This window comes from Natronorubrum marinum (assembly GCF_052040125.1).
Taxonomy (GTDB): Archaea; Halobacteriota; Halobacteria; order Halobacteriales; family Natrialbaceae; genus Natronorubrum.
The window spans coordinates 1,630,515-1,656,218 of record NZ_JBPPFV010000001.1 but is presented as its reverse complement, the minus strand read 5'-3'; the positions used below and the strand labels follow the sequence as shown (position 1 = coordinate 1,656,218).

The following is a 25,704-nucleotide window of genomic DNA, read 5'->3' as shown; positions in this document are numbered from 1 at the left end:
TTGCAACCTGATGGTGACGCTTTTCACTCCGACCGATCGATCCGCCGACCCCAGAGACGGTGCGCCCCCACCGGGCAGTGGCGATCTCGAGGCCGGTGACGGCTGCGAGGCGAGACCGACACCAGCCGTACGGGAGCCCACGACGGCCGCGCTCTCCCCGCTCGAGACCGACCCGGCCGTCTCGAGGGGATACCCGTGGCACTGACGCGCAGCGCCCTCGGTCGGCCCGCGTTCGTCGCCGGCGTGCTCGTCGTCGGTACCGTGCTCGCGGTCGCCGCACTCACCGGCCTCGCGATCGGTGACGGCAGCGGCGGAGCGGACCCGGCGCTCGAGACCGAGGCGACGATTCAGGATAACGTGAGCGAGGACGCCTACGTCGAACCCGCCCCCGAGGAAGGGGACCTCTTCTTCGAGGAGAGCGCTGGCGACGGGAGCTGGGTGAGCTACCTCAATCCGCGCGACGAGTATCGGGACCCGAATCTGGGTCAAGGGTCGGGGAAGATCTGCGTACTGCTGCTCAACGAAGCCGGCGAGCCGATCGTCGGCGAGAGCGTCCCGAACACGACGGCGACGATTCAGACCGGCGACTCGCTGGAGTGGCACGCCGATGCCGATCCGTTCGTCGTCGAGTACCCGCTGACCGACAACTACGCCCGGCCGCTCGACAGCGATCAGTTCGGGACGAATCCGGAGCTGCCACACGGCGACGGCTACATGGATTCACACTGCCTCGAGTGGCACGGCCTGCCGGAGGACGAGACGGTCGAGTACGGCGAGGTCGAACTCGAGGGCGCACACGCGGACGATATCGAGGTCGTCGGCTACGTCCAACAGACCCACGAGGCCTGGGAGACGGACATCCATCCGGTCGGGGACGCCGAATCCTACGACGCGACGGAGGGGAGTTGGACCTACGAGCCCGGCGGTTCGCACGGCCAGGTCGTCGCGGTCTTGCAACTGAACGACGACGTGGCCGACCAACAGAGCCACGACCAGACTGACGACGACGACGGACTGGCCGACGGCTTCGGCGGCTGGGTCGGTCTCGGAGCGATCGTCGCCCTCGTCGCGCTGGCGGGCGTCGCGTTCAGTCGGTACCGGTAGTCAGTCGCGGTCGCCCCTGACCCGATTCTGCCGGCTGGTCGCCCAGCGACGGATTACGCTCGGTTAACTGATCGAGATCGGTGCTCAGGCCGCCAGCGAGATCCGCTCGGGGACTGGCACCCAGATGTTCTGGCGTTACCAAGTAACATTCGGCATACCGCGCGGAAATGCCCCAATAGAGCGGTACGGATTTGTGTATGTATTGTGTTGCTGAAAAAATTATATCGGCCGGGTCGAGGACTGTTGGCGTGAACCGTCGCTTCGGAGAGTTTACACATGAGTCATTCACCACTATCAACTGGGGACACAGGTGAGCGGAGTACGAGCGTCCCACGAGCGGTCATTCACAAGAAGATCCTCGACGTCGCGGAGTCACGGCCGACGGCATCGATGGAGGCGATCGCGGACGACGTTAGCGGTGCCACCGTCGCCATCGTCGACCAGGTCCTCGAGGAGTACGGCGATCCGGGGGCATCCGAGGACAGCAGCGACGACTCGAGTGGCGATGCCGAGACCGACGAGCGCCAGACGGACCGGACGCCCGACTCGTCGGCCACAGCGAGCGACCCACCCGAATCAGACGAGGCGGAATCAGCCATGACTGAACACGATAGCCGATCCGACACGGATCTCGAACTGTCGCTGGAACCGGACGATGTGACGGAGAAACAACGCGAGACGCTCGTGGAGATCTACAGACGACCCGACGCGACGCAGGCGGCGCTCGCGGAGACCCTCGGCGTCAGCAGCGCGACGATCAGCCAGCGAGTGAACGCGATCGACGAGTTCCACTGGGCCGACCGCCACGAGTTCGTCGAGGCGCTGTTCGACGACGGCGACTGGTTCGACGACGACGCCGTCGAGGAGACCCCCCAGGACGGTCCGAAACCCGAGTCGGACCTCAACGCAGAGCGGGCGGCAGTCGATGGCCCCAGGACCGACGACGAAGGGACCGACCTCGAGGAGTCGTCCGGGGCCGACTCGAGCGCGACGAGCGACGTCGACCGAGCGGCTCCCGACGACGAAACGCCGGTCGAACGACGCCCGTCCACGAACGGAAACGCCGCCGAGCAAGCCGAACCGGCGAGCGGGAGTGGTGTCGATCGAGTTCAGCCCGCCGACGCGAGCGGGATCGATCGAGCCGACCCCGCGGGCGCGGGCGGCGTCGACCGAGCCGAGCCTGCAGACGCGGCCGGCGTCGAACGGACCGAACCCGGAGCCGAGCGCAACGGGAGCGGGGATTCCGATGCCGGCCGCGGGCCAGAGTCACAGGGCGATACCGGCGCGGAATCCCACGCGTTCACTCGCGCGGCGGCGGACCCCGCGACGTCGGACGCTAGCGTTTCGAGTGGGATCGATGGCGAGTCGGTCACCGAACTCACCGAGCAACTCGAGGCGGTCACCCAGCGACTCGAGTCGCTGGAACAGCGGCTCGAAGACGATTCTGCGTCGGAACCCAGTGCCCTGTCCGATCCCGAACTCGCACATAAGGTCGTCCACGCCTGTCTCTCCGCCGAGAACATCTCCGAGGACGAAGAGTTGCGACTCCTAAAGGAGATGGCGGCGACGGACTCCGCACGGGCGTGAGGTCGGGACGCGGCTTCCAGTTGATCCGTGGGACCCTCCCCGATTGTTCTCGTTGCGCTTCGACCCGCCACTAGTAGACGCAAGCACTAGCAGATTCGATCCGTTACTAGTAGACGCGAACCACTAGCAACTCTCGGCTACTAGTACACCGAAGCCACTAGTCGATGCGCGCCGAGTGATGTGCGATCACTCGAGCGGTGAAACGCCGACCACAGCGACGCGCTTCAACCGACGGCGAGCGTGAGACGGACGCGAATCGTGTCCGCGAGCGAGGGCGCTGGCGTCTCGAGCAGCAGCCCCAGCGGCCCGCAGACGGCCCGTCTCGGTGGCTTTCGTGCCCAGCCGACGAGTTCAGGGGACAGCTATTTACCGATCTTCGAACTGGCGGTCCCACATGCAAGCTGTTGTCTTATCGGCAGGAAAGGGGACCCGACTTCGACCGCTGACGGAGGACAAACCGAAGTCCCTCGTCGAGGTCGACGGGCGGCCGATTATCGAGGACGTGTTCGACAATCTGCTCGAGGCCGGCGCGGACGAACTGATCGTCGTCGTCGGCTATCTGAAGGAGAAGATCATCAACCGGTACGGCGACGAGTACAGGGATGTGCCGATCACCTACGCCCACCAGCGCGAACAGCGGGGACTCGCCCACGCGATCTTGCAGGTCGAATCGCTCATCGACGACGACTTCATGCTCATGCTCGGGGACAACGTCTTCCGAGGGAACCTCGCGGACGTCAGGAACCGACAGCAGGAAGATCGCGCCGACGCGGCGTTTCTGGTCGAGCAGGTGCCTTACGAGGAAGCGTCCCGGTACGGGGTGCTCGACACGAACGAGTACGGCGAGATTATCGAGGTCGTCGAGAAGCCCGAGGAGCCGCCGTCGAATCTGGTTATGACCGGGTTCTACACGTTCACGCCGGCGATCTTCCACGCCTGTCACCTCGTCCAGCCCTCCGACCGCGGGGAGTACGAGCTCTCGGATGCGGTCGACCTGCTGATCCAGTCCGGCCGCACTATCGACGCGATCCGCATGGAAGGCTGGCGCGTCGACGTCGGCTATCCCGATGACCGGGACCGCGCGGAGGGGCGACTCCGGGACGAATCGGGCCGGCTCGCCGATCCGGGGACGGAAACCGAACAGGCGTCGCAGTCGACGACCGACTGATACGGTTTGCTGTACCGATGTACCGGTGGGTCCGCAAGACGGTCGCGGTCCCACCGGAGATGACTTACGGCAGACAGTCTGATCGGGCTCGAGACGCGTACTCGAGAGTCGTCGATGAGGCGCGTTCGGTACGGTGACGAGGGGTATCGTTCGATTAGTGATCGATCCGAGCGCAGTACGCGCCCAGTCTTTATCAGGGTGCACATGGAGGAATCGGCGTAATGCCCGACGAACCGGATCCTGCTGCGGTAGCCGAGGCGGCAGCGACCTTCCGCGAGGACCGCGACGGCGGAGCGCAGGCGCTCGAGACCGTCCTCGCGGTCGACGCCGATCACGACGGCTGGACCTTCGACGACCTGCCGCTGGATTCGGGGACGTTCGGCGAACTCGTCTCACGCGACATCGTGACGAAGGCCGACGGCGAGTACCGGGTCTCGAGTCGCGAGGGCGTGCGGGCGGGACTCGAGGGCAGGGACGTTTCCGCGGATCGGTCGCGGTCGGCGTCGGGGTTCTCGAGTCCGATCGCGCTCGACCCGCGCGCCGCCGTGGGGCTCGTCGGGGTGCTGGGATTGCTGCTCGTGACGCGACTCTGGACCTACGGATCGGTGTTTCGCGGCGACGAGGTGGTCTCGCCCGCGAACGATCCGTACTACTATCGCTACTGGACGGAGACGCTGCTCGCGGACTCGTCGGGGATCACCGATACGAGCGTGGTCACGAGCCTTCCCGAGGGCGCGGCTGAACGACGGCCGCTGACGCACTCGACGCACTGGTTTTTCGCCGAGTTGCTCGGCGGCGATCAGTGGGCCGCGGATATGGTCGCCGCGTGGCTCCCCGTCGTCGGGACGGTGCTCCTCGGCGTCGTCGTCTACTGGCTCGCCGTCGTCGTCAGCGACGACGTTCGCATCGGACTCGCGTCGGTCATCCTCCTCGCGCTCACGCCAGTCCACGCCGTCTACACGCAGATCGGCTTCCTCGAACACCGGGTTCACCAGTATCTCTACCTGGGCGTGACGCTGCTGGCGCTGGCCTGGTTGGCCGTCGACCTCCGGCGGCGGGCGCTCGAGTCGACGCCGCGGGCGGCGGTCGTCGGACACCTGCGGAGCCCGTGGACGTGGCTCGCCGCCGTCGTACTGGGGGTCGCTGTCACGCTGTCGATGTTCGCCTGGGGCGGCTCGATCCTGATGCTCGTTCCCCTCGCGGCGTACGTCGGGCTGAAGGTCGCCGTCGATGCTCGAGCCGGGCTCTCGCCCGCGGCGACGACTGCGCCGATCTTCGTCGGGTTGGTCCTCGGCGCGGCGCTCGGCGCCGTGTTCCACTTCCGACTGGGCTGGCACGAACAGTTCACCGCGGTCGTCCCGCTGCTCGTCGTCGGGGGGGTCGTGGCTGTCGCCTGTCTCGGGGAGCTGTGGCGACGCCTCGAGTGGCACGTTGGGGGGCTGGTCGGCTTTCAAGTGCTGTTGGCCGGAGCCGGTCTCTTCGCGCTCCGTCGCGTGCGTCCCGAGGAGTGGACGCGGATGGCCGAGCGCGCCGGCGATCTGTTCTTCAGGGAGGGAGCCCAGGAGACGACGTCGCTTCTCGCCGTCGAGAACGCGGTCGTCCTCGGGCCGCTGACGCAGTTCGGCCTCGGTTTCTACCTCGGGATCATCGTCCTGGGCTGGGCCTGTTGGGTCGCCGCCCGCCGCTACGAACCCGGCTGGCTGTTGCTCGCCGTTTACGTCGGCTTCTGGCTCGCGCTGGCGGCGATTCAGGGACGCTTCGCGGCGCAGTTGGCGATTCCGCTCTCGGTGCTCAGCGGGATGGGGCTCGTCTGGCTGCTGTCCTGGACCCGACTCGCCCGGGATCCGGTGCCGTTCCGAGAGCGCGGGGAGGGCGATGTCGAGAGTGGGTCAGAAGCGGCTCGAGGTACCGTTGCGGACGGCGGCGAACGCCGGCCGAGTCTGGTCGTTCCGGGGGACGCTAAGACGCTCGTCACGCTGGTGTGGATCGTCCTCCTGATCTGCGGAATAAGTCTCTTTTTCATCCCGTCGATGCTCGCGGAGACGACCCACAGCGACGCGCAGTTCGAAGCCACGGCGGCCATCGACGACCACGCCGAGGCGGCAGATCGAGAGTACCCGGAAACCTTCGTCTTCAGCGAGTGGGGGGACAACCGGCTGTACAACTACTTCGTCAACGGGGAGTCGGAGCGCTACGCCTACGCACTGGCGAACTTCGAGCCGTTCGTGCTCGGCGACGATCCGGACGGGTGGTACGAGGAGTTCGCGGAGAACGACGTCGGCTACGTCGTGACGACCGACCTGGACGGCGAGTTCGCGGAGACGACGACGCAAACACAGCTCCACGACGACCTCGGGACGGGTGGGGAGGAAACCGAGCCGCTCACGCACTACCAGACGATCTACGTCGGCGAGGACGCGAGGGCCTTCGCCGTCGTTCCCGGGGCGACGATCACGTCCACCGCGCCGGCCGGCGAGACGGTGGTCGTCGCAACCGAGGTCGAGGTCTCGGGCGAGACGATCTCCTACGAGCGTGCGGTGACCGCGGGCGAGGACGGCTCGCTCGAGGTGACGGTCCCCTACGCGGGCGAGTACGCGGTGGGCGACGAGACGGTCGAGGTGGCGCCGGAGGCGGTCGAGAACGGCGAGACGGTTCAGGTCGGGTAATCGACTACTCGGTTCACGTGACCGTTCGGCCCGGGAGAACGAACAGTTCTTCGGGGTCGGTTCCGTCCGTTCGACCGATTCGGAACGGACGCCGCGCACTTCGGCGGGCAACGGAGTCCGTGTACGTTCAGTTAGTTTTCGGCTGGATGCTGGCGTATTTCGGCGGTTTCGGCGATTTTCGGCGGGTTCTCGAGGATCGTTCGCTCTCACTCGTCATGACACGCCTCGTAATTTGAATGCATCTTTGTGCGTATAATTAACGTTACGAGAGCGGACATACATGAAATATCATAAAATGCACTATGTAACCCCCGGTCGTGTCAGGGAATGAATGTTCACGGGATGGAAGTACCGCACGGTGAGCGTCGTGGGCGTCGTACTGCTGACCGTCGGCGCGGTGCTCGTCGCGAACCACCAGCTCTCTCAGGCGCTGTTTACGACGCACGTGCCGCTGTTCAACCGGCTCGAGGTGACCACCCTCTCCGGGAGGTCGCTCTACTGGGCGCTCGCCCTGAGCGTGCTCGCGGTCGGCGGGAGTCTCGTCCCGCTGTACAAACCCCAGCCGCGGCGGGTGCTGGATACCGTGTTTTTCGCCCAACGGCGCGTACTCGTCGGCGGGCTCGCGCTCGCGACGCTGGGCTACTTCAAGTGGTCGCACCGACTGCCGCGGGCGACGCTGGTGATGACCGTCGGGACGCTCATGGTCGCAATCCCCGCGTGGTTCGTCTGGATCCACCGCAGTCCGGCCGACGATCCGGGCCGGACGCTCGTGGTCGGCGACGACTTAGAGCAGATGGAACGAATCACCCCGGCGATCGACGTGCCGGTGCTCGGGTATCTGTATCCGTCCGTGCTCGACACGAGCGACGGCTCGGTTTCCGTCCGGACCGTCGCCGACGGCGGGATCGCGACCGGCGCTGGCGCGGTGGAGGACGGCGCTGCGGGCGACGCGAGCGCGCTGGATCGTCTGGGTGGGTTGTCGCGCCTCGAGACCGTCCTGCTGCAGTACGACGTCGACACGGTCGTGCTGGCGTTTCGCGAGCCCGATCGGGCGGAGTTCTTCGGCGCGCTCGACGTCTGTCACACACACGGGATCGACGTGAAGATCCACCGGGAGTACGCCGACAGCGTGCTCGTCGCCGAGGACGACTTAGAGGGGATCGTCGACGTGGACCTCGAGCCCTGGGATCCGCTGGATCACCTGTTCAAGCGGCTGTTCGACGTCACGTTCGGGGCCATGGGGCTGTTGGTGTTCGCGCCGGTGTTTGTGTTGATTGCTCTCGCGATCAAAGTCGACAGTCCCGGGCCCGCGCTGTACAGCCAGGACCGCACGGCCGGCTTCGGCGACACCTTCCCCGTCTACAAGTTCCGGACGATGGTCCCCGAGGGCGAGTCCGCGGTCCCGTCTTCGGACGGGGAGAATGATCGGATTACTCGTGTGGGGCGGGTGTTGCGGCGGACGCACCTCGACGAGCTACCCCAGCTGTGGTCGATCTTCGTCGGCGACATGAGCGTCGTCGGGCCGCGCGCGGCGTGGACGGAAGAGGAGGTGTTGCTCGAGGAGGACGCGCCAGCGTGGCGGAAAAGATGGTTCGTGAAGCCTGGGTTGACCGGGTTGGCGCAGGTCAATGGGGCGAAGAGTACGGATCCGGAGGCGAAGTTGCGGTATGATTTGGAGTACATTCGGAAGCAGTCGCCGTGGTTCGATCTGAAGATCGTTGTAAGGCAGGTTTGGGGGGTGCTCGAGGATATGCGGGAGATCGTTTGGAGGGTGTAAACTGTTTTGAGACTGCTAGGACCGTCAGCTACTCTATCGTCGGTCGCAGTGGAATCTATCCTTCGGAGAGTTGTCGGCATCAATCACCGTGTGATTTGCCGTAATAATTGCTGTTGGATTAAGCCACTTGGCTATTGGTACTGGACAATAATCTACCCACACGCCATTAAACAAGTCTTCCAGTTTGCTTACAGTCTCTCGATAATCGTATCCCCGGTGCCGACCAGACTCATCAATATTCGGCGACCCGACGACACCGCTGACAAGTTCATTAAGTGATTTAGTGTGTCGCCTACCACCATCCAAGAACCGATACGTTTCGCGAACAAGTAGCGGCACCCCCACCTCAATAGGTGCAGACACTATCGCTTTCCCATCGGTCTTCGTTACTCGTCCAATCTCGCTTATTGCTGCATCTTCATTCGGGATATGTTCCAATACATCAAGCGCAAACACTACATCAAATTCACATTTACCATAGGGTAGTTCAGTCGCATCAGCGGATAAGAAATCTACTGCGGAATCATTGATCCCGGAGTGTTGAAAGAGTTTTTTCGCGGTTGCAAAAGGAGGATTTTCTCGTGGTACATCTGTAAACTGAAGATTGTTAACAAGCGGGGCGACCGTAAGCGCAAATACTCCTGTCCCACCCCCAATTATTAAAACACTATCAGACGGCTTGAGTTGAGCCTGCCGAAGAGCGTAATCAAACCTTTTATAATAATATTTTGATAGCATTCCAGTATACATCTTCATATGACCAAATTCAGATGATATTCTGGAAGGATCCTCAAAACAGTCCTCTAAACGAGTCGCTTTCATTACTATCTATTCTTGGATTCTATCCTAATATTTGTTCTGCATATAACGCAGGGAGATATTGCCAACTCATAATTCTGTTGGTTTTGAGGTTAAATAAAATTATATATTAGTGTAGTATATTGGTTCGAACTATAAATAATATTTACATGTCTGCTATAACCATTTTGATCACGTCTTTAACCAATGGCATGGGCTTCTCTCCCTCGGATACAAACACCAGATATTAACTATATACCTGATCCCTACGCGTACGTGGATACCAAAATGACGGATGATACTGATTCGATCCTCCTTGTGACACAGTATTTCCCACCGGAAACGGGGGCCTGTCAGACGAGATGGGATGAACTGTCCAAGCGCTGGTCCGATGAGGCCTCCGTAACCGTCCTAACGTCTGCGCCCGATTATCCGGAAGGGGAGATTTACGACGGCTACGACAACAAGTGGCTGCAACATGAGCAGAAAGACGGTGTTGATGTCATCTATACCAAAACAATCACCTCACCAAGCGGGAACCTAATTCGTCGTAGTTTGAAGTTCGTCTGGTTCATGTTAATCTCAATGATCGTCGGAATTCGATATACATCTCCGTCAATTGTAATTGCGACGTCTCCACAACCACTCACAGGTATTTCCGGCTGGGTCATTGCCCGAGTCCGCCGTGCCACGTTCGTTTTCGAAGTTCGCGATCTGTGGCCTGAATCAATTCTGGCCGTCAGCGACTTCGACAATCGAATCGTGATCTGGTTACTTGACCGGACAGTGGTATTCCTTTACCGTCGTTCGGATCATCTGATTGTGGTGTCAAGAGCATTAATTGAGCCGATCGTAGAGTGCGGTGTCGACCGATCGAAAATTGCGTATCATCCGAATGGAATTGATCTCGGATTCTACCAGACAGATGGGAGCAAAACGCTAGAATTAGATGAAGCTGACGATACCTTCACCGTCTCGTATGTCGGTACGATTGGCCGTGCCCATGGATTGTCTGTTGTACTCGGTGCTGCTCCTCAACTAGAGAACGTACAGTTTCTACTAGTAGGTGATGGGGCAGAACGGAAAACACTAGAACAAGAAGCTGCCGACTACGATAACGTCGTATTCACTGGACGGCGTCCGAAGGAGGACGTACCAGACATACTTCGTGAATCCGACATCGCGCTCGTTCACCTGCGGCCGCGTGAAATATTCAAAACCGCACTTCCCTCGAAGCTCTTAGAGTCAATGGCAGCAGAACTCCCGATAATTCTTGGTGTTCAGGGCGAAGCCGAACGAGTTCTCATGGAAGCGAACGCGGGAATCGCCATTGAACCTGCAAATAGTGATGAACTGGTTTCTGCAGTCAAACAACTACGAGAAAATCAAGATGAAAGGTCGAAATTTGCATCCTCAGGCCGAGCATATGTCGGTGATCACTTCCGTTGGGACACTATCGGAGAAGAATACCTGAATACAATTCGAAATCCGTCCGCATAGATTCATATCTACCTGTATTTAGTTGCTTTCTCCTGTTCCTATCGTATAGCACCGTGCCTCAATCTCCGCATCTTTGAGTGTTGCTCGCCCATCGATGACGACTGAAGGGCTGTTCTCGCCTGAGTCTAATTCTTTCCATCGAATCGTTTCAAATTCCTCGTGCGGCGTAACGAGCACGACAGCATCTGCGTTGAGCTCGTAGAGTTCTTCGAGCGCTATCGGTTGTGCGTCGAACGCTTCGAACGTTTCGAGTAGCGGATCGACTCCATAAACATCTGCTCCGAGCTCCGAGAGTTCCCGTGAAATCGGGATTGATGGGGAGGCTCGAGTCTCTTCGACCCCCGGTCGGTACGTCAATCCGAGAATCGCTACTGTCGAACCTTCGACCGGAATTCCTTCCTTTTCTAACCCTTCACGAACATTCGAAACGGTAAACTCCGGCATCGAATCGTTGACTTCTCGAGCCGTAGAAAGGAGCGGCGACGGCGTTTCGAACGGCTTGATCAGGAAATACGGGTAGTACGGAATACAGTGACCGCCGACACCTGGTCCGGGTTCGTGAATATCACAGAACGGCTGCGTATTTGCAGTGTCAATCGCCTCTCGAACGTCAATTCCTAATTCGTCAGTGAATCGTCCGAGTTCGTTCGCCAGCGCGATATTTACATCTCGGTACAGTCCTTCGAACACTTTCACCGCTTCGGCAGTCGTGGAGTCCGAGACCGTGAGTACTCCTTCAGCGTTTATTTGGCTGTAGACGACAGATGCCGCTCGGGTGCTTTCAGTGTCGACGCCGCCGACGACTTTCGGATATGCGCCCCGAATATCCTCCAATGCACGACCTGACGATGTCCGCTCGGGACAAAACGCAACTCCGAATTCACCTCGTGAGAGATCTGATTCCGATTTGAGACGCTTGAAAACGCGATGTTTCGTCGTTTTTGGCGGTACCGTACACTCTACTAAGACGAGGTCGCCTTCATCGAGTCCCGTTGCGATATCCGAGACGACGGTATCAAGGATGGCCAAGTCCGGCTCTTTCTCCTCGGTAATCGGAGTCGGTACGATGACGACGTGAACGGACGCTTCTTGCGCCGCACTTCGGGGATCGGTCGTCGCTCGAAGTCCACCTGCCGAAACGAGTTCGTCAACGAGCGCTTCGAGTCCGGGTTCGCGCTTGATATGACAGCCCCCGTCTTGGATCGTCGCTACCACGTCAGGGTCGATATCTGCCCCGATCACGTTTCCAGATGTTTCTGCAAATACCGATGCCAGTGGTAGCCCCATCTTCCCGAGTCCGTAGACGGCGACTGGAACGTTACCACTCGAGAAGGCTTCCCGTTGGGTATTCTCATCAGCGTAGGATCCGTATAGCGCTTCGACTTCGGCCTGTGATCCTTCGCTGTCAGTCATCTGCTGTGGCCTCTGTCATCGTCGCTTTGGCTGCACGTTCGACTTCGAGAGCTACTTCGAGTGCATCGACCCCGTCCTGGACCGTTACCTCCGGTGTTGACTGAGTCTCCGCTGTTTCAACGAACGACTCGAGTTCCTTGCGCAGCGGCTCGCCGTTCGAGACCGTCGGTCGCTCGACGATACTTTCGTGTTTGAATCGAACATCGCCGTTTTTCTCGATGTATTCCGGCACTGAGTTTCGGTGGATCTCGATCGACTGATTCAGATAGTCGAGTTCGATGAAGCATTCTTCTGCCGTGATTTCGAGGGTACGGACCTTTTGCTGTGTCTTTCGGCTCGCCGTAAGCGAGGCCATTTTGTCTCCCTCGAATTCGAGGAGTGCTGCTGCGTGTCGGTTTTCGTCAACGCCGGTTGCCCCTACTGAAGCAGGAGTCTCATCGAACAGCGATAGCGCAATATCGATATCGTGTATCATCAGATCCAGCACCGCGCTGTCTTTGATATCTCGATCCGGTCCTGGTCCAAGGCGTTGTGCTCGAATACTGACGACCGATAAGTCCTCAATGATCTCTTCGAGTGTAGTCACTGCAGGGTTAAACCGCTCGATATGCCCTACTTGAACGGGAACGTCTGCGTTTTCCACCTGTGAGAGAAGTTTATTAGCGCGATCGAGATTACCCAGTATCGGCTTCTCGACGAACGTTGCGACCTCTGCCTCAAGACACGTCGTCACCATCTCGTAATGGTGTTGTGTCGGGACAACGATAGAAACAGCATCGGCGGTGTCTAATAGGGCGTCGCTGTCCATCACCTCAGCGCCATGTTGGTTCGCAACCGTCTTCGCTCGTTTCTCATCGAGGTCAGAGATTCCGACGAGGTTCACATCTGGTATCTCGCTATACACCCGTGCATGGTGCTGGCCCATCGAGCCAACACCGACAACACCGACATCCATTTTCTTACGAGTCATAGTCTATAATCACGTCAATCATGTGGTCGACATTCTCAGTTGAGACAGTCGGGTGAATCGGAAGTGAAAGAACGGTATCCGCGGCAGTCTCTGCATGCGGAGCCGTCGTCTCAACCTCGTTGTATGCCTTCTGATTGTGAATGCACGTCGGATAGTATATCCCCGAACCGATACCGTGCTCCGACAAATGGGTCTTGAGATCGTCCCGATTGTCACTTCGAACCGTATACTGATGGTAGGCGTGTGTCGTGTGGTCGGGTTCGGTTGGCATCGTTAGCGATGTTGATTCGAGTCCGTCGGTCAGTCGTACGGCATTTGCCTGGCGTTTCTCGATGAAGTTCGGAAGTCGCTCGAGTTGTACTCGACCGATCGCAGCTGCGATGCTCGTCATCCGAAAATTGTGTCCGACCGTCGCGTGTTCGTACGTCTCCGTCCGACCGTGGTTCACAAATTGGCGGAGCGACGTGTCGACGTCCTCGCGGTCAGTGACGATCATCCCGCCTTCCCCCGTCGTCATATTCTTCGTCGGATAGAATGAAAAGCAGGCGACATCGCCGAACGATCCGACGCAGTCACCGTTATAAGTCGCTCCGTGCGCTTGGGCGGCATCCTCGATAATCGGGACGTCGAGTTCGGTAGCGAGTTTACATAGGGAGTCCATTTCGGCCGGAAGCCCGTAGAGGTGGACCGGTACGATCGCATCGATATCCTGTTCGGTTGCTATTTTCCGGGCTGCTTCTGGGTCAATGTTGTACGTTTCCGGGTCGATATCGGCGAACACCGGTTCAGCACCTGCGAGTCGAATCGCGTTTGCTGTCGCGATGAACGAAAACGGCGTCGTCAAGACAGTATCTCCCTCTCCGATGTCGAGTGCCTCGAGGGCGGCGTGGAGAGCGGTCGTTCCGTTTGCCGTCCCGACACCGTGTTCGACACCGCAGTAGTCCGCAAATTCTCGCTCGAACTTTCGGACTTCCGGTCCGTCCGCGAGCATTCCGCTATCGAGAACCGATTCGACACGGGTCTTTGCCTCGTCACTGATCGTTGGATTTGCGATTGAAATTGTCAAATGTCGTTCCTCCGTTGGAGCGCTTCGGGTAACGGTTGATGCTCGGCCGGCGCCCCGATCGCGAGGGTTTCCGGTGGGACGTCGTCGGTGACGATTGCACCGGCGGCGACGAACGATCCCTCACCAATTGTCATGTCCGGCATAACCGTCGCATTTGCTCCGATTGAGACGTGCGATTCGATCGTCGGCCCTGCTAGTTCAACCTCCTGTCGAATCGGGTGCGGATCGTTCGTTAGTACGGCATGTGGTCCAATAAACACCTGGTCGCCGATCGTCGTCTTCGATGGAACGTAGACGCCGGTTTGCAGACTGACGTTCGAACCGATGATTGACCGACCATCGATAACGGTATTGGTTCCGACTAGTACGTCGTCGCCGATCTCGGTTAGTTCCCGGACTAAGGCGTAGTGGCCCGTCGAAAACCGATCTCCGATTACGACATCGTCATAGATAATCGTCCCTGCTCTGACTGTTGCATCCTCTCCGAGACGTGGCTCCTGCGAGTCGTCGGTGTATTCGTATCCAACCGTGGTTGTCTCGTCCATATTACGCTCCGGTATAACCCGTTCGCTAGCACTGTTTTTGACTACGATAATCTTCCGGTCCAATTATGCCTCCGTCGGGTACAATCGACTACGCACATTCAGACCACCAAAATTACGTATTTTCAGGATCGAATACGGCTATGAACGTACTTTCTGTTGTCGGGGCTCGACCCCAATTCGTCAAAGCCTTCGTAGTCTCGCGTGAACTCCGCACCCAACACGATGAACTACTCGTCCATACTGGACAGCACTACGACGAAGAGCTTTCCGACGTGTTCTTCGAGGAGCTCGGTATCCCGGAACCGGATTTCAACCTCGGAATTGGCTCGAAGAGTCATGCAAAGCAAACCGCCCAGATGATGACCGACCTCGAGGACCTCGTCGACGACTATGATCCCGACGTGGTACTCTGTTACGGGGATACGAATTCGACGCTCGCTGCGGCACTCGTCGCTTCGAAGATGGATACTCAGCTCGCACACGTCGAAGCAGGTCTCCGAAGTTTCAATCGCGAGATGCCCGAGGAAGTGAATCGCATCCTGACCGACCATGTTTCAGATATCCTGTTCACGCCGAGTGAACGCGCCGTAGGTCACCTCGAGTCGGAGGGAATCACCGAGAACGTCCACAACGTCGGTGACGTGATGTACGATGCCCTGCTCAGCGCTCGTGAGAAAGCCACGGGACAGTCGACAATTCTAGAGGATCTTGCCCTCGAAGACGAAGAATATCTCCTCGCGACGGTTCATCGGCCTCGAAACACAGACAACCGTGAGCGACTCGAAACGATTATCGCCAGCCTGGCAGCTGACCCTCGTCGTGTCGTCCTCCCGGCTCATCCGCGGACGCTCGATCGACTCGAGAGATACGATCTCTTGGAGACGGCTGAAGACGAACTAACACTTATTGATCCAGTTGGCTATCTCGATTTCATTACGCTGCAAGCCGACGCGGAGATCATCGTAACCGATTCCGGTGGAATTCAGAAAGAGGCGTTTTTCCTCGACGTTCCCTGTGTCACCCTCCGTGAAGAGACTGAGTGGCCAGAGACAGTCGATGCGGGCGGGAATGTCCTCGTCGGCGCAAACGCGGACGCGATCGAGCGCGCCCTAACGAATCCGCCCCAGTCGTCGTCCGATGCGCGGCCGTACGGCGATGGAACGGCGGCAAAGCAGATCACTCGAGTGCTGAGAAAGCTGTCAACGTAAGTCTTCGTACAGGGCGACGAGCGATTCGGCTTCGGATTCCCAACTGTATTTTTCCTCGACGAGCGATTGCATTTCGGTCGTATTGTACTCGGATTCAAGTACCGTCTCGACAGCGTCCGCTGCAGCCCGTGTATCGTCCTGTGGAACGATGTACCGATATTTATCCGGTATAAACCGGATAACTGCATCAAGAGGTGTTGCGACGACAGGTAATCCAGAGTACAGATAATCAAACTGTTTTGTCGGTATTGCCGTTTCAAACTGATTGACATCCAATAACGCCAATCCAAGGTCTGCACCGGTGAGATATCGGAACATCACATCGTAATCCAAGTATCCTGGAAAGTCGACTCTATCTTTTAGGCCTTTGTCAGAAATGAACCTTTTTGCACGACGCTTGTCGGCATCTGTATTCCAAGAACCAACCGCCCACAACTCAATATCCAATCCACGATTACAAAGTCTATCGAGTACCTCGAGCATCCTGTGTATCCCACGTAATTCGCTTAAGCCACCGACGTAGCAAAGAACGTGTTCTGCGGTTCGGCTTTTAGACTCTCCGGCAGAGGGAAAGTTCTCCGTCCTAGGAAAGTTATGTATTGTAGAGACGTTATCATTTGCTTCGACAAACATCGATTCGATCCGCTCTGTTGCTGTCACGATCGCATCGAATCGACTAGCTGCAAACTGTTCGGCTAGGGGGACACCATACGAGAGTAGGGGTGTAACGCGGTTTGGAATCCACTCCCTCCCCGCGACTTTATGTCCATAATCTTCATGGACATCATAAATAACCGTACTGTTCGTTACTTCTGATAAGTAGAGTCCGATTGGAATCAGCTCTGGATCATGGAAGTGGTAAATAGATGCCTCAAGAGACTTTGCTTTTTGTGCAACCTCTGGAATGCTTTTCCAGCGTTCGGGACGGGTAGAAGGCAAACCAAGGTCGAAGAATTGAACTCCGTTTCGTTTGTCGGCAGGAGCGTCGTGCGCGAGTATCCCTATGTCGTATCCCGCATCCGCCAGACTGGTGGCTTCTTTGTCGAAAATTCGGGTATCGGTAGGCGTATGTACGGTCGTCAGATGAAGACTATCCATAACGTATCTTCTACGCTACCTACAGGTAGTGGCCCCTATATAAGTTACTCATGCCTCAGGACAATTGAGACTAAAACTGGGTAACCGAATAGAAGGATGATATGGATAACTAACAATCACAATGCGTTCCATGAATATTAAATATTTGGGGGGGGGGTTTGGATTAGATCTTTCAGGAAAACCACTATTGACAGGTGACCATTTAGTTATTTCAGTTGAGAGAGGAGAGATTCTACATCAAATAACAAATTCGGTCGAGTTGGTTTGTGACATAGAATGTATATTAATTCACACTCACTTTCTAATCATGACTACGAGATAGACAGATTCACGTATCGGCCGGGACTATAGTTTATCAAATGAGTTCCCAACAGCGATACACGCTCGACAATCTTTTGCGGGTGATCCGAAACCCCCGGTTGGCAGTGGGTGAGGCCAGACGAGTTGCGACCGAACTCAACAGCAAGTACTATAGGCGAGCGTGGCGCGACAAGCGATCTCGTTTCATGGAAGAGGACTGGGACAATCTGATCATCCTCGACGCATGTCGATATGATGCGTACGAGGAAATGATGTCTAACAAAAACGTCCCAGATATTCTCACTGACGGAGAGTTACCACGATACAAGATCTCGAACGCGACCGAAAGCTGGGACTTCATGTCGCGGAACTTCAGTGGGTTTCAGCACTACGACACGGTATATATCACTGCGAACCCGTTCGCCACAAGACTGGAGAGCGGCACGTTCTTCCTTCAGAAGAACCTCGTCGAGTCGAAATGGAACGACAAGCACGACACCGTCCTGCCTGAAGATGTCGTCGACACGACTACCGATATCTTTGACGAGCACCCGAACAAGCGGTACGTCGTTCATTTCATGCAGCCCCACTACCCGTTCATCGGACCTAAGGGAGATCGGATCGACCACACCGGATACAATCGCGATCAGGAGAATCCCGAACAGGACGCGCCCAACGTCTGGTGGATTCTCCAGTACGGCCTGCAAGGGTACGATGGAGTGACACAGCAAAACGTCTGGGAGGCATACACGGAAAACTTGGAACTAGTACTCCGGCACGTCCGAGATCTGTTGGAACAGCTTCCTGGGAGGTCGGTGATTACGGCTGATCACGGGACAATGATCGGGGACCGCGTCCCGCCAATTCCGGTTCGCGGATACGGCCATGCACACGGCTCATTCGTTCCGCCAGTCGTCAAGGTCCCGTGGCACGTAATAGAGAACGGCGAGCGACGAGAGATAACCGCTGATACGCCCCTCGAGGCAGAATCGGTGGACAGCGACGTCGTGAACGACCGTCTCGAGATGCTCGGTTATCGAGCGTGAGGTCGGCATGACTACCGAGCGACTTCCCCTCCAGGACGACGAGCTATTACGTGGCGTGTACGAACTCGACGACACACCGGGCGAAATCGGCTCGGATCACCGGCGACAATTCTTTCCGTTCAATCGGCTGAACAAACTCGGTAAACTCTACGAGCCAGTACTCGATTACGAGACCAACGAACGCGCCGTCTCCAAGTGGCCAAGCGGCAAGTCATTCGCCGTCTGTCTGACTCACGACGTCGATCACGTGACGAAGTATGCTCCTAGACAGGCCTATCGCAACCTCCGACGAACGGTAACCGCCCGGAACGGGCGCTCTTCGCGGAAGTACGTCAGCGATCTCGCCAGAAATGGTGCGAAACTTGTCAGAGACTCGGCCAGATCCGTTTCCTCCGGAACCGACCCGCTGCACTGTTACGAACGCTGGTTGGAGATGGAGGCCACAGTCGGTGCAACGTCGACGTTCTTTTTCATGCCGAACGATACTAACCGCCCTCACTTCACCGACAATTCATATATCTATACCGACGAAGTCGTGTTTGACGGTCACGCCTCAACCGTCGGGGAGATGATGCGCGATATTCACGAGCGAGGGTGGGAGGTCGGCCTCCACCCGACGTGGAACACTGTCGACGACGCACGGGAACTCCGAGACCAGAAACGGCAGGCCGAATCTGTAATCGGTGCACCGATTGAGAGCGTTCGACACCACTACCTCCACTATGACCTGTCTCGAACGCCGACGGTCCAGAGCGCGGCCGGGTTCAGATACGATTCCACACTCGGGTTTAACGGTAATGTCGGGTTTCGGTTTGGGACGTCCCGGCCCTGGCACTTGTACGATTGGGAGGCAAAACAGCAGTCGGATATCATCGAGGTACCGCTGATCGCACAAGATGTTGCCCTCTTTCGACCCGGCACAGGCCTCGGACTTGATCGCGACACGGCGGTTGAGTACCTGAAGTTGCTCGCCCGGCGGGTAAAACGGGTTGGCGGCGTCCTCACGCTCTCGTGGCATCCGAGCTACATCCGAAACGATGACTGGCGGGAGACGTACGAGACGATACTGGCACATCTTGACGACGAGGGGGCGTGGTTCGGAACTGTAGCGGAAATCGGTGATTGGTGGGAGAATATCCATTAGTAACAAATATTCAAATTCATACCGAGCTATAGCTGCATCACCTATTTACAGTTACAAAACGGACAATGAGATAATGGCTATCACGATTACTATTATAATCTGAATCCTACCCTTTGTTCGGCACTAATAGTAGACCAAGAGCGGCGAAAAGCAGTCTATTTGTTGTAAGATCACCAGACAAGAGTGCATTTATAAGTGCATAACAAATGATCATTAGCGAGAAGATTTGTAATTGACCGATTCCCGTTTTTTTCATCATATTATACATGTAGAGGGTACAAGTAATAAGAAACGCCGTACCAATTGTTCCCACTTCGACCATCAATTCAAGTAAAATATTATGTGGATAACCGCCGGGATCGTCCATTCCGATAGCTGATGCCCAACCACTGGTTCCGTGTCCGAATAAGGGAGCTTCCATCCATGCCTGTACAGACTGAATATACCATTCAACCCTAGCGCTAGCTGACCTCCCAGGGTCGGATCCAGTGAGAGCCATGAAACGTTCGATAGTGGTGGGGCTAATCCCTAAAAAAAGTAAAAGAGGTAACACTAAGACAGCAAGAGTGGATAAAATTACACCAATAATTGCATAGGGTCTAATATATACTTTCGATTCCTCTCCAAAATTCACCCCATAATAAATTGGAACACTAATCGCAATAACAATAGCAACAACCGGTGCACGTGATCCACTTATTAATGCTAACCAGAACATGATGGTCATGAGAAGTCCATAAAATATCTTAGAAATCCTCTTTTTAGAGAATATGAGGTATCCTGCACTAATCACAGTTCCCAAACCGGTCATACGGCCAATATGCTGATAGGTTGCACCTCCAAAAACCGCCTCAGTTGTCATATTCCTCACAACTGTGGTGAGAAAGTACTCACTACTTACCCCCAACGTCATTAAGAATGTTAGAAATATAAATCTCTTCGTTCGATGCCTGTCTTGGGATATTAGAAGGAGTGATAATAAAAATGGCCAATAAGAAAATATCAACACGCGTAGGGCCTTTCTCAGACCTTGATCTGGACTAGGAGTCCAGAAGATACCTGCAAAATAATAGAATAAAAATAATGTAAATAAAAAGGCAGGAACAAGTCTTGTTCGGGAAGTCACATTATCCCAAGTTCTATATATGATGTAAATACCTACAAATGAACAGGCTAATCCTAGAAGTACTGTCAAATCGAGAGGGACCCATCTGAAAAGAGGATCTTGTTTATAAACTCCCGCAAATAAAAAAAGAACAAACAAAAGCTCGAATGATATATAATCTCGGATAATGTTATTCCGGCTACAATTATTGGATGGTGTGTTCCCTACCATCATCATCTTCCCCTAACATTCTTAGTGGAATCTTTTACATTTAAAAACACGTCGAATGTTCTTTTACCAAGCAACGATGGGATATAATGGAGATAATATTTCCAACCAGTTGGGTCTGCTTTGATAGCATGTTTCAATTCCGATGAAGCCGAAGACATATCCCCTTGTTCTGAAAGTCGTAACGCTCGGTAATAGTGCTGTTCGGCTATTCGCTTTTTTGAGACGATATCACTGTGAGCATTAATTATATGCTCGTGCCCTTTCTCTAATTTTCCCACGTCATTTGTTATGCTATTGTCTGAGAAATAGTGGTTAACAAGTATATTGTCGATTCCTTTCATAACATACCCTTGTTTCAGAATTCGCAAATGGAAGTTATAGGCCTGACCTGCCTCAACTGATTCATCCAGTCGGAACCCTTCAAATATAGAAGATTTGCACATGAACCTAGAAAAACCACCTATGACGTTCCCTTCAGAAATATCTTCCAAAGTGATAATTGTATTTCCCACAGATGTTTCGTATATGAGTTCCCCGTTACGGTATTTCCGAGCAGCTGTGAACACACCAGCACAATCATCTGCAGTCTTTTTGATTGCCTCATATGTTTGTTTGAGATTATTGGGTAAAAATTCGTCGTCGGAGTCTAGGAATGAAATATAGTCCCCTACAGCCAACTCAATGCCCCGATTCCTTGCTGCATTTGCTCCCTTATTTTCGTTGAACCTCTCATATGTCAGTTTGGGAGAATCGTAGCTTTGAGCAACTTGTGGTGTTTTGTCCTCAGATCCATCGTCTACAACGATCACTTCGAAATCATCAAATGTCTGCCCAAGAACACTATCGATTGTACGAGATAAGACATCGGCTCTGTTATATGCAGGTATGATTACGCTTATTTTGCACATTATTACTCATATAGGTTTTATGATTAAGAGGGAGCGTTTCCTATCTATGGTAGACCACATCCTGGCATATAAGTTGTGGTTGCCAACTCGGTTGTGTATAGTTTGTAGCATTGTGCCAGACGGCGAAGGCTTGGAGCCACGATTCTGCTGTAGGTAATTGGGCGTGACTAAAACAGTTTGGGAATGAAGAGGTACGACGTTTTTTCTCACGAAAAACACGTTTAACACTGTTCCGATTTCCATGTTTTTCATATCGAAATCGGAGTCCAGATCGGCGGAGTGCGGTCTCGAGATGTTTCGCTCCATCGACGAGAAACACGGTATCGTTGAGGTCATGTATTCTCAGTGAGTTTCCGCAGAAATCGTTCTGTCAGCGCGGTCGTAGTCGTCGAATACAGCCGCACATGGTGGTTTCGTCAACTGCCGTCTGTAGATCGCATTTGTGAACCCAATCGTGGACTGCCTTGCGGCTGCGTTCGCCACCGAAGTTCTCTAAGTCTCGAACGGTATTCGAAAGTGAGAGTCCAGCAAGATGGAGTCGAATGCCGAGCTCCATCAGCTGACGTGGTGTCCGTTCTCGCTCCACAAAATTCAAATCGATCCAGTCGCTACACCCGCTGAGGTGGTTGATTTTTGCCATAAATCACTATAAAACCGTACCGCCTCGCTTTTCACGCCTAACGAAACAGCACCGCCAACTCTGCAGGATCCAGAAAGGGTCTGCCTCCTCTGCTAGCAAGCGGTTGGATATCATAATTTAACAGAGAGATGATACCGTGAACTGTCTGGTGACTTATGGACTGTATCTACGCGGATTTGATGGAGATCGCATCAATTATAGTCTCACGACATGAATAGGCTTTCAATGAACATTAGAGACAGATTCACTCGAATATTTCATAGGGGAAAATCGGTATATGATGATATCTGTAAATCAAAGTTAAAGTCAACTAAACTCCACAACACTCTCTCGCGTATTTATTGGATGGTTCTGCTCACGGTAACAGATGTTGTCACCCGGGAAGTCAACGGGGTTACTGCTAAGTTTCATGTTAGGTCACCTAATGAATATAAACGAGCCCATTCACTTGCAGGAGAAGAAGAGATCATAGTCGATTTATTATCATCAATAAACAGTGACGATATTTTCTACGATGTTGGTGCAAATGTCGGAACGTACTCATGCTTTGTTGGGCAGAAATTAGAGAGAGGGAAAGTGATTGCTTTCGAGCCCCATCCACGTAATATAAATCCCCTGAGAGTGAATATGATGGAAAATAGTATAGATGGTGAAATCAGGGAATGTGCACTAGACGAAAAAACAGGCGAAATAGGACTCACATCTGACTCAAACGCAGCAGGTGCAGGACAGCATTCCCTCACTGAATCGGGCCGATCTGCAATATCAGTACCTGCCTACACCGGCGATGAATTAATAGGAGAAACAAAACTAAAGCCACCGACAGTGCTCAAGATTGATGTTGAAGGTGCAGAAATGCGTGTTCTCAGAGGGTTAAAGAGAGTACTAAAGAATCAGCAGGTCCGATTAATATATATCGAAATTCATCCTGATAAGATATCGGAATTTGGGGATGAGAAGGAAAGTGTTCTGAGTTTTCTTACAGACTCAGGATACGATATCCGGAAGATTGGAGAACGGAAAGGAGATATATTCCTCAGAGCTGAAAGTATTTAGACTCTTAGAATGGTCCGCAATCTCCTGAGTGCTTTCCTATCGGTAATCTCATCCAAGATTCTTATTAATATCCTGGCATTTATCATTACACCATTACTTGTTAGATATCTTGGGAGTGGAGGATACGGCGATTACGCATTTCTTCTTTCGGTAATTGGCATTTCAATGATCTTAATTAATGCGGGTATCTCAGATGGGTTACGGAAATATATTGCTGAACGCGATAGAGGACCAAATTGGCCGGAAAAAGTTTTCAGTTATTATGTCAAGGTTGCTATCGGACTTGCTATCTCTTCTCTGCTAATCTTCGTTTTAGCGATTAGTAGTGGTGTTGTAGATAGTGTGCTTGGGCATCAGTTCGAACTATATTTTCTAATCATTGGCGTTTTATTAATCTTTAAACAGGTACATTCGATCTGCCAGTCCGCTCTCAGGGGACTAGAACTAGAGAGGTACAGCGAGCCGCTATTGGTTCTTCATAAGATATTGTTTGGTTGTGTTAGTCTTTTTCTCCTATGGTTGGGTTGGGGAGTAACAGGTGTTCTCATTGGCCATGTCATAGCAAGTATAACAATATCTTTAATTGGTTTATTGATCTTATCTACTCAATTATCTCTTCAAACGATATTTCAGTGGACATATACAGAACTACCCGTCCGTGAACTAGTATCGTTCAATATGATGAGTATTCTATTAATACTCCTGACGTCATCTTTATATCATGTAGATATACTCTTTCTTCGTATCCTCACTGATAGCCAACAAACGGGATATTACAAATCTGCTCTTTTTACTGTGGAAATTCTGTGGATTATTCCAATAGCTATGCAATCTATACTCGTTCAGTCAACATCAAGAATATCATCTCAAAATCGTGAGGATGATATTTCGACATTGGCATCTCAAGTTGTTCGATACGCGCTGATAGTCACGTTGATAATGTCTATAGGATTGGCATTTCTTGCCGAAGATTTCATAACAGTCTATTTCGGTAGTGAATTTGTGGTAGCTGTAACGGCTCTGATTCTGTTACTTCCAGGTACACTGGGTTTTGCGATTGCTCGACCGATCTTCGCCATTGGACAAGGGAAGGGGACGATACATTTACTCGTTTTAGCAACTGGGGCAGCCGCTGTGTTGAATGTCTTGTTGAATTGTATTTTAATTCCAATTTATGGAATTACTGGTGCAGCAATAGCAACGAGTATTGGATACGGGTCAATGCTAGGACTGCACATCTTGACTGCTCGGAGGATTGGATTTGACCCAATCGAGGATATTCGACTCATACCGGTCGGAGCGAGTGCCTGTATCTCAGGGATAGTGATCTACTACCTTTCTTGGACTATTACAGACGGCATCCTTTCCCTAATTTTAATTCCTCCTATAGGTGCTATCATATATTTTATGCTGCTCATTAAATTTGGAGCAGTCAGCGCCAACGAGGTGTTGATGGTCATTGACTACATCCCACTAATCAAGAAGAATAAAATCAGAAATATTGTTGGGAAATTATTGTAGAGTGGATCTTGTAACACTGACTAACGAACTCGGCTCTACATATTCATAAATACCCTTCAGAATGGAGAAGTAAGTGGTCAATTTCCTCCATCAGTCTATTGAGATCATGGTCTGGCTGGTCTCCTCACACACGAAAACATATGGTAGATGTCCGTGTTCAGCTGTGCTCGAAGCGACAAGCTTTCGAGACGCACGATTCGGGACCAAAGCGAAGAAGGCTGTAAGTCAACATCAGAATGTGTTGGTGACAACTGGCACCGTCAGAGTCACGCACCTTGTTGTCTCCAAGGCCGAGATCCTGCTTTGAGTCCTCCGAAGAACGTCTCGATTCGCCACTGGCAGAATCGCTCCTAATAGTGTGGGCTGAGGGCGTGTTGATCTTGTTCGTTGCAAGGTACTTAACCGGACTGTCTTCATCGCCCTCAATGAGTAAGTCGGCGAACTTACCGTTATCGAACTGTACAGTTATACTCACAGCAACTTCTGATCAGTATTCTAACTCACTTAATCCTCAAATTCAAGCTTCTTTGTATCTAGTTCACCCTCAAGATACGCAAACCCCCGATCAGTAATTCTGTAGTAGCCCCGTTTCTCGTCGACTTTCTCGAGCAATTCGGCGTCCGAAAGGACGTTCATGCGCCGAGAAACCGTATTCTGACTTCGATCTAATACCTCGAGTTCATCGACAAGATTGTACCAGACGACGGTAGGTGGAAGCGAAATTCGGTGACTCGTATCGGTTTCAAGTTCTCGCAAATACTCCAAAATTGCGTCGTCGACCTCGTTCATCCACGATACACGGGCTCGCATACCCTGGAGATTACCTGTTCAATGATTAACTGCACCGAATCAA

General features: G+C 54.1%; 21 protein-coding genes and 2 pseudogenes. 12 read left to right on the top strand and 11 right to left on the bottom strand.

Annotated elements, in window-relative coordinates:
- Positions 1-10: 10 nt before the first annotated feature.
- From ACSFC5_RS08175 to ACSFC5_RS08150, 6 genes are all read left to right on the top strand, one after another.
- A complete protein-coding gene (locus tag ACSFC5_RS08175; RefSeq protein WP_440764720.1) occupies positions 11-205 on the top strand; it encodes a hypothetical protein in 195 nt (64 codons plus the stop codon).
- Positions 196-1,104, top strand: a complete 909-nt coding sequence (locus tag ACSFC5_RS08170; RefSeq protein ID WP_440764719.1) for a PGF-CTERM sorting domain-containing protein — start codon at positions 196-198, stop codon at positions 1,102-1,104. The genes ACSFC5_RS08175 and ACSFC5_RS08170 overlap by 10 nt, the downstream gene beginning before the upstream one ends.
- Before the next feature lie 276 nt (positions 1,105-1,380).
- Complete coding sequence (locus ACSFC5_RS08165) at positions 1,381-2,691, top strand: winged helix-turn-helix transcriptional regulator (RefSeq protein WP_440764718.1); 1,311 nt, start codon at positions 1,381-1,383, stop codon at positions 2,689-2,691.
- Positions 2,692-3,085: 394 nt separating this feature from the next.
- A complete protein-coding gene (gene aglF, locus ACSFC5_RS08160; protein WP_440764717.1) occupies positions 3,086-3,859 on the top strand; it encodes a UTP--glucose-1-phosphate uridylyltransferase AglF in 774 nt (257 codons plus the stop codon).
- Positions 3,860-4,080: 221 nt separating this feature from the next.
- Complete coding sequence (locus ACSFC5_RS08155) at positions 4,081-6,525, top strand: MFS transporter (protein WP_440764716.1); 2,445 nt, start codon at positions 4,081-4,083, stop codon at positions 6,523-6,525.
- 331 nt (positions 6,526-6,856) lie between these two features.
- The gene (locus tag ACSFC5_RS08150) at positions 6,857-8,302 is read left to right on the top strand and encodes a sugar transferase (RefSeq protein WP_440764715.1); all 1,446 of its coding nucleotides are present in this window, start codon (positions 6,857-6,859) and stop codon (positions 8,300-8,302) included.
- Between the two features lie 33 nt (positions 8,303-8,335).
- Here ACSFC5_RS08150 and ACSFC5_RS08145 read toward each other — a convergent pair whose 3' ends face one another.
- Positions 8,336-9,124: a class I SAM-dependent methyltransferase gene (locus tag ACSFC5_RS08145; protein WP_440764714.1), complete on the bottom strand. Its 789-nt coding sequence runs from the start codon at positions 9,122-9,124 to the stop codon at positions 8,336-8,338.
- A gap of 264 nt (positions 9,125-9,388) precedes the next feature.
- Here ACSFC5_RS08145 and ACSFC5_RS08140 point away from each other — a divergent pair, with 264 nt between their 5' ends.
- Positions 9,389-10,600, top strand: coding sequence for a glycosyltransferase family 4 protein (locus ACSFC5_RS08140; protein ID WP_440764713.1), 1,212 nt, complete (start codon positions 9,389-9,391; stop codon positions 10,598-10,600).
- An 18-nt stretch (positions 10,601-10,618) separates the two neighbouring features.
- Here the strand turns inward: ACSFC5_RS08140 and ACSFC5_RS08135 are convergent, their stop codons facing one another.
- The 4 genes from ACSFC5_RS08135 to ACSFC5_RS08120 are packed head-to-tail and all read right to left on the bottom strand — an operon-like array spanning position 10,619 to position 14,594.
- A complete protein-coding gene (locus ACSFC5_RS08135; protein WP_440764712.1) occupies positions 10,619-12,013 on the bottom strand; it encodes a nucleotide sugar dehydrogenase in 1,395 nt (464 codons plus the stop codon).
- Positions 12,006-12,983, bottom strand: a complete 978-nt coding sequence (locus tag ACSFC5_RS08130; protein ID WP_440764711.1) for a Gfo/Idh/MocA family oxidoreductase — start codon at positions 12,981-12,983, stop codon at positions 12,006-12,008. Before ACSFC5_RS08130 ends, ACSFC5_RS08135 begins: the two co-directional genes overlap by 8 nt.
- Positions 12,973-14,049, bottom strand: coding sequence for a DegT/DnrJ/EryC1/StrS family aminotransferase (locus ACSFC5_RS08125; RefSeq protein ID WP_440764710.1), 1,077 nt, complete (start codon positions 14,047-14,049; stop codon positions 12,973-12,975). The genes ACSFC5_RS08130 and ACSFC5_RS08125 overlap by 11 nt, the downstream gene beginning before the upstream one ends.
- On the bottom strand, positions 14,046-14,594 hold the full coding sequence (locus tag ACSFC5_RS08120; protein WP_440765033.1) for an acyltransferase: 549 nt from the start codon (positions 14,592-14,594) through the stop codon (positions 14,046-14,048). The genes ACSFC5_RS08125 and ACSFC5_RS08120 overlap by 4 nt, the downstream gene beginning before the upstream one ends.
- 140 nt (positions 14,595-14,734) lie before the next feature.
- Here ACSFC5_RS08120 and wecB point away from each other — a divergent pair, with 140 nt between their 5' ends.
- The gene (gene wecB, locus ACSFC5_RS08115; RefSeq protein ID WP_440764709.1) at positions 14,735-15,802 is read left to right on the top strand and encodes a non-hydrolyzing UDP-N-acetylglucosamine 2-epimerase; all 1,068 of its coding nucleotides are present in this window, start codon (positions 14,735-14,737) and stop codon (positions 15,800-15,802) included.
- Here the strand turns inward: wecB and ACSFC5_RS08110 are convergent.
- On the bottom strand, positions 15,794-16,900 hold the full coding sequence (locus ACSFC5_RS08110) for a glycosyltransferase family 4 protein (protein WP_440764708.1): 1,107 nt from the start codon (positions 16,898-16,900) through the stop codon (positions 15,794-15,796). The two genes, wecB and ACSFC5_RS08110, sit on opposite strands and share 9 nt — an antisense overlap.
- Before the next feature lie 506 nt (positions 16,901-17,406).
- On the opposite strand from ACSFC5_RS08110, the gene ACSFC5_RS08105 reads away from it, so the two are divergent.
- Positions 17,407-18,246: a hypothetical protein gene (locus ACSFC5_RS08105; protein ID WP_440764707.1), complete on the top strand. Its 840-nt coding sequence runs from the start codon at positions 17,407-17,409 to the stop codon at positions 18,244-18,246.
- 433 nt (positions 18,247-18,679) lie between these two features.
- Positions 18,680-19,390 (top strand): polysaccharide deacetylase family protein, encoded by a 711-nt coding sequence (locus ACSFC5_RS08100; protein WP_440764706.1) that lies wholly within the window; start codon positions 18,680-18,682, stop codon positions 19,388-19,390.
- 106 nt (positions 19,391-19,496) lie between these two features.
- Here the strand turns inward: ACSFC5_RS08100 and ACSFC5_RS08095 are convergent, their stop codons facing one another.
- The 3 genes and pseudogenes from ACSFC5_RS08095 to ACSFC5_RS08085 form a co-directional block, all read right to left on the bottom strand.
- Positions 19,497-20,252 (bottom strand): O-antigen ligase family protein, encoded by a 756-nt coding sequence (locus tag ACSFC5_RS08095; protein WP_440764705.1) that lies wholly within the window; start codon positions 20,250-20,252, stop codon positions 19,497-19,499.
- 476 nt (positions 20,253-20,728) lie between these two features.
- A complete protein-coding gene (locus ACSFC5_RS08090; RefSeq protein ID WP_440764704.1) occupies positions 20,729-21,634 on the bottom strand; it encodes a glycosyltransferase family 2 protein in 906 nt (301 codons plus the stop codon).
- 40 nt (positions 21,635-21,674) lie between these two features.
- Positions 21,675-22,274: pseudogene (locus tag ACSFC5_RS08085) on the bottom strand (transposase domain-containing protein).
- A 225-nt stretch (positions 22,275-22,499) separates the two neighbouring features.
- On the opposite strand from ACSFC5_RS08085, the gene ACSFC5_RS08080 reads away from it, so the two are divergent.
- Positions 22,500-23,330 carry an FkbM family methyltransferase gene (locus ACSFC5_RS08080; protein WP_440764703.1) on the top strand — a complete coding sequence of 277 codons (831 nt, stop codon included), beginning with the start codon at positions 22,500-22,502 and terminating at the stop codon, positions 23,328-23,330.
- Positions 23,331-23,339: 9 nt separating this feature from the next.
- A complete protein-coding gene (locus tag ACSFC5_RS08075) occupies positions 23,340-24,851 on the top strand; it encodes an oligosaccharide flippase family protein (protein WP_440764702.1) in 1,512 nt (503 codons plus the stop codon).
- 43 nt (positions 24,852-24,894) lie between these two features.
- On the opposite strand, the pseudogene ACSFC5_RS08070 reads toward ACSFC5_RS08075, so the two are convergent.
- Together ACSFC5_RS08070 and ACSFC5_RS08065 are read right to left on the bottom strand one after the other, a co-directional pair.
- A pseudogene (locus tag ACSFC5_RS08070) lies at positions 24,895-25,269 on the bottom strand (IS701 family transposase); the annotation flags it as partial.
- 86 nt (positions 25,270-25,355) lie between these two features.
- Positions 25,356-25,661 (bottom strand): winged helix-turn-helix domain-containing protein, encoded by a 306-nt coding sequence (locus ACSFC5_RS08065; RefSeq protein WP_502262340.1) that lies wholly within the window; start codon positions 25,659-25,661, stop codon positions 25,356-25,358.
- Positions 25,662-25,704: the final 43 nt, after the last annotated feature.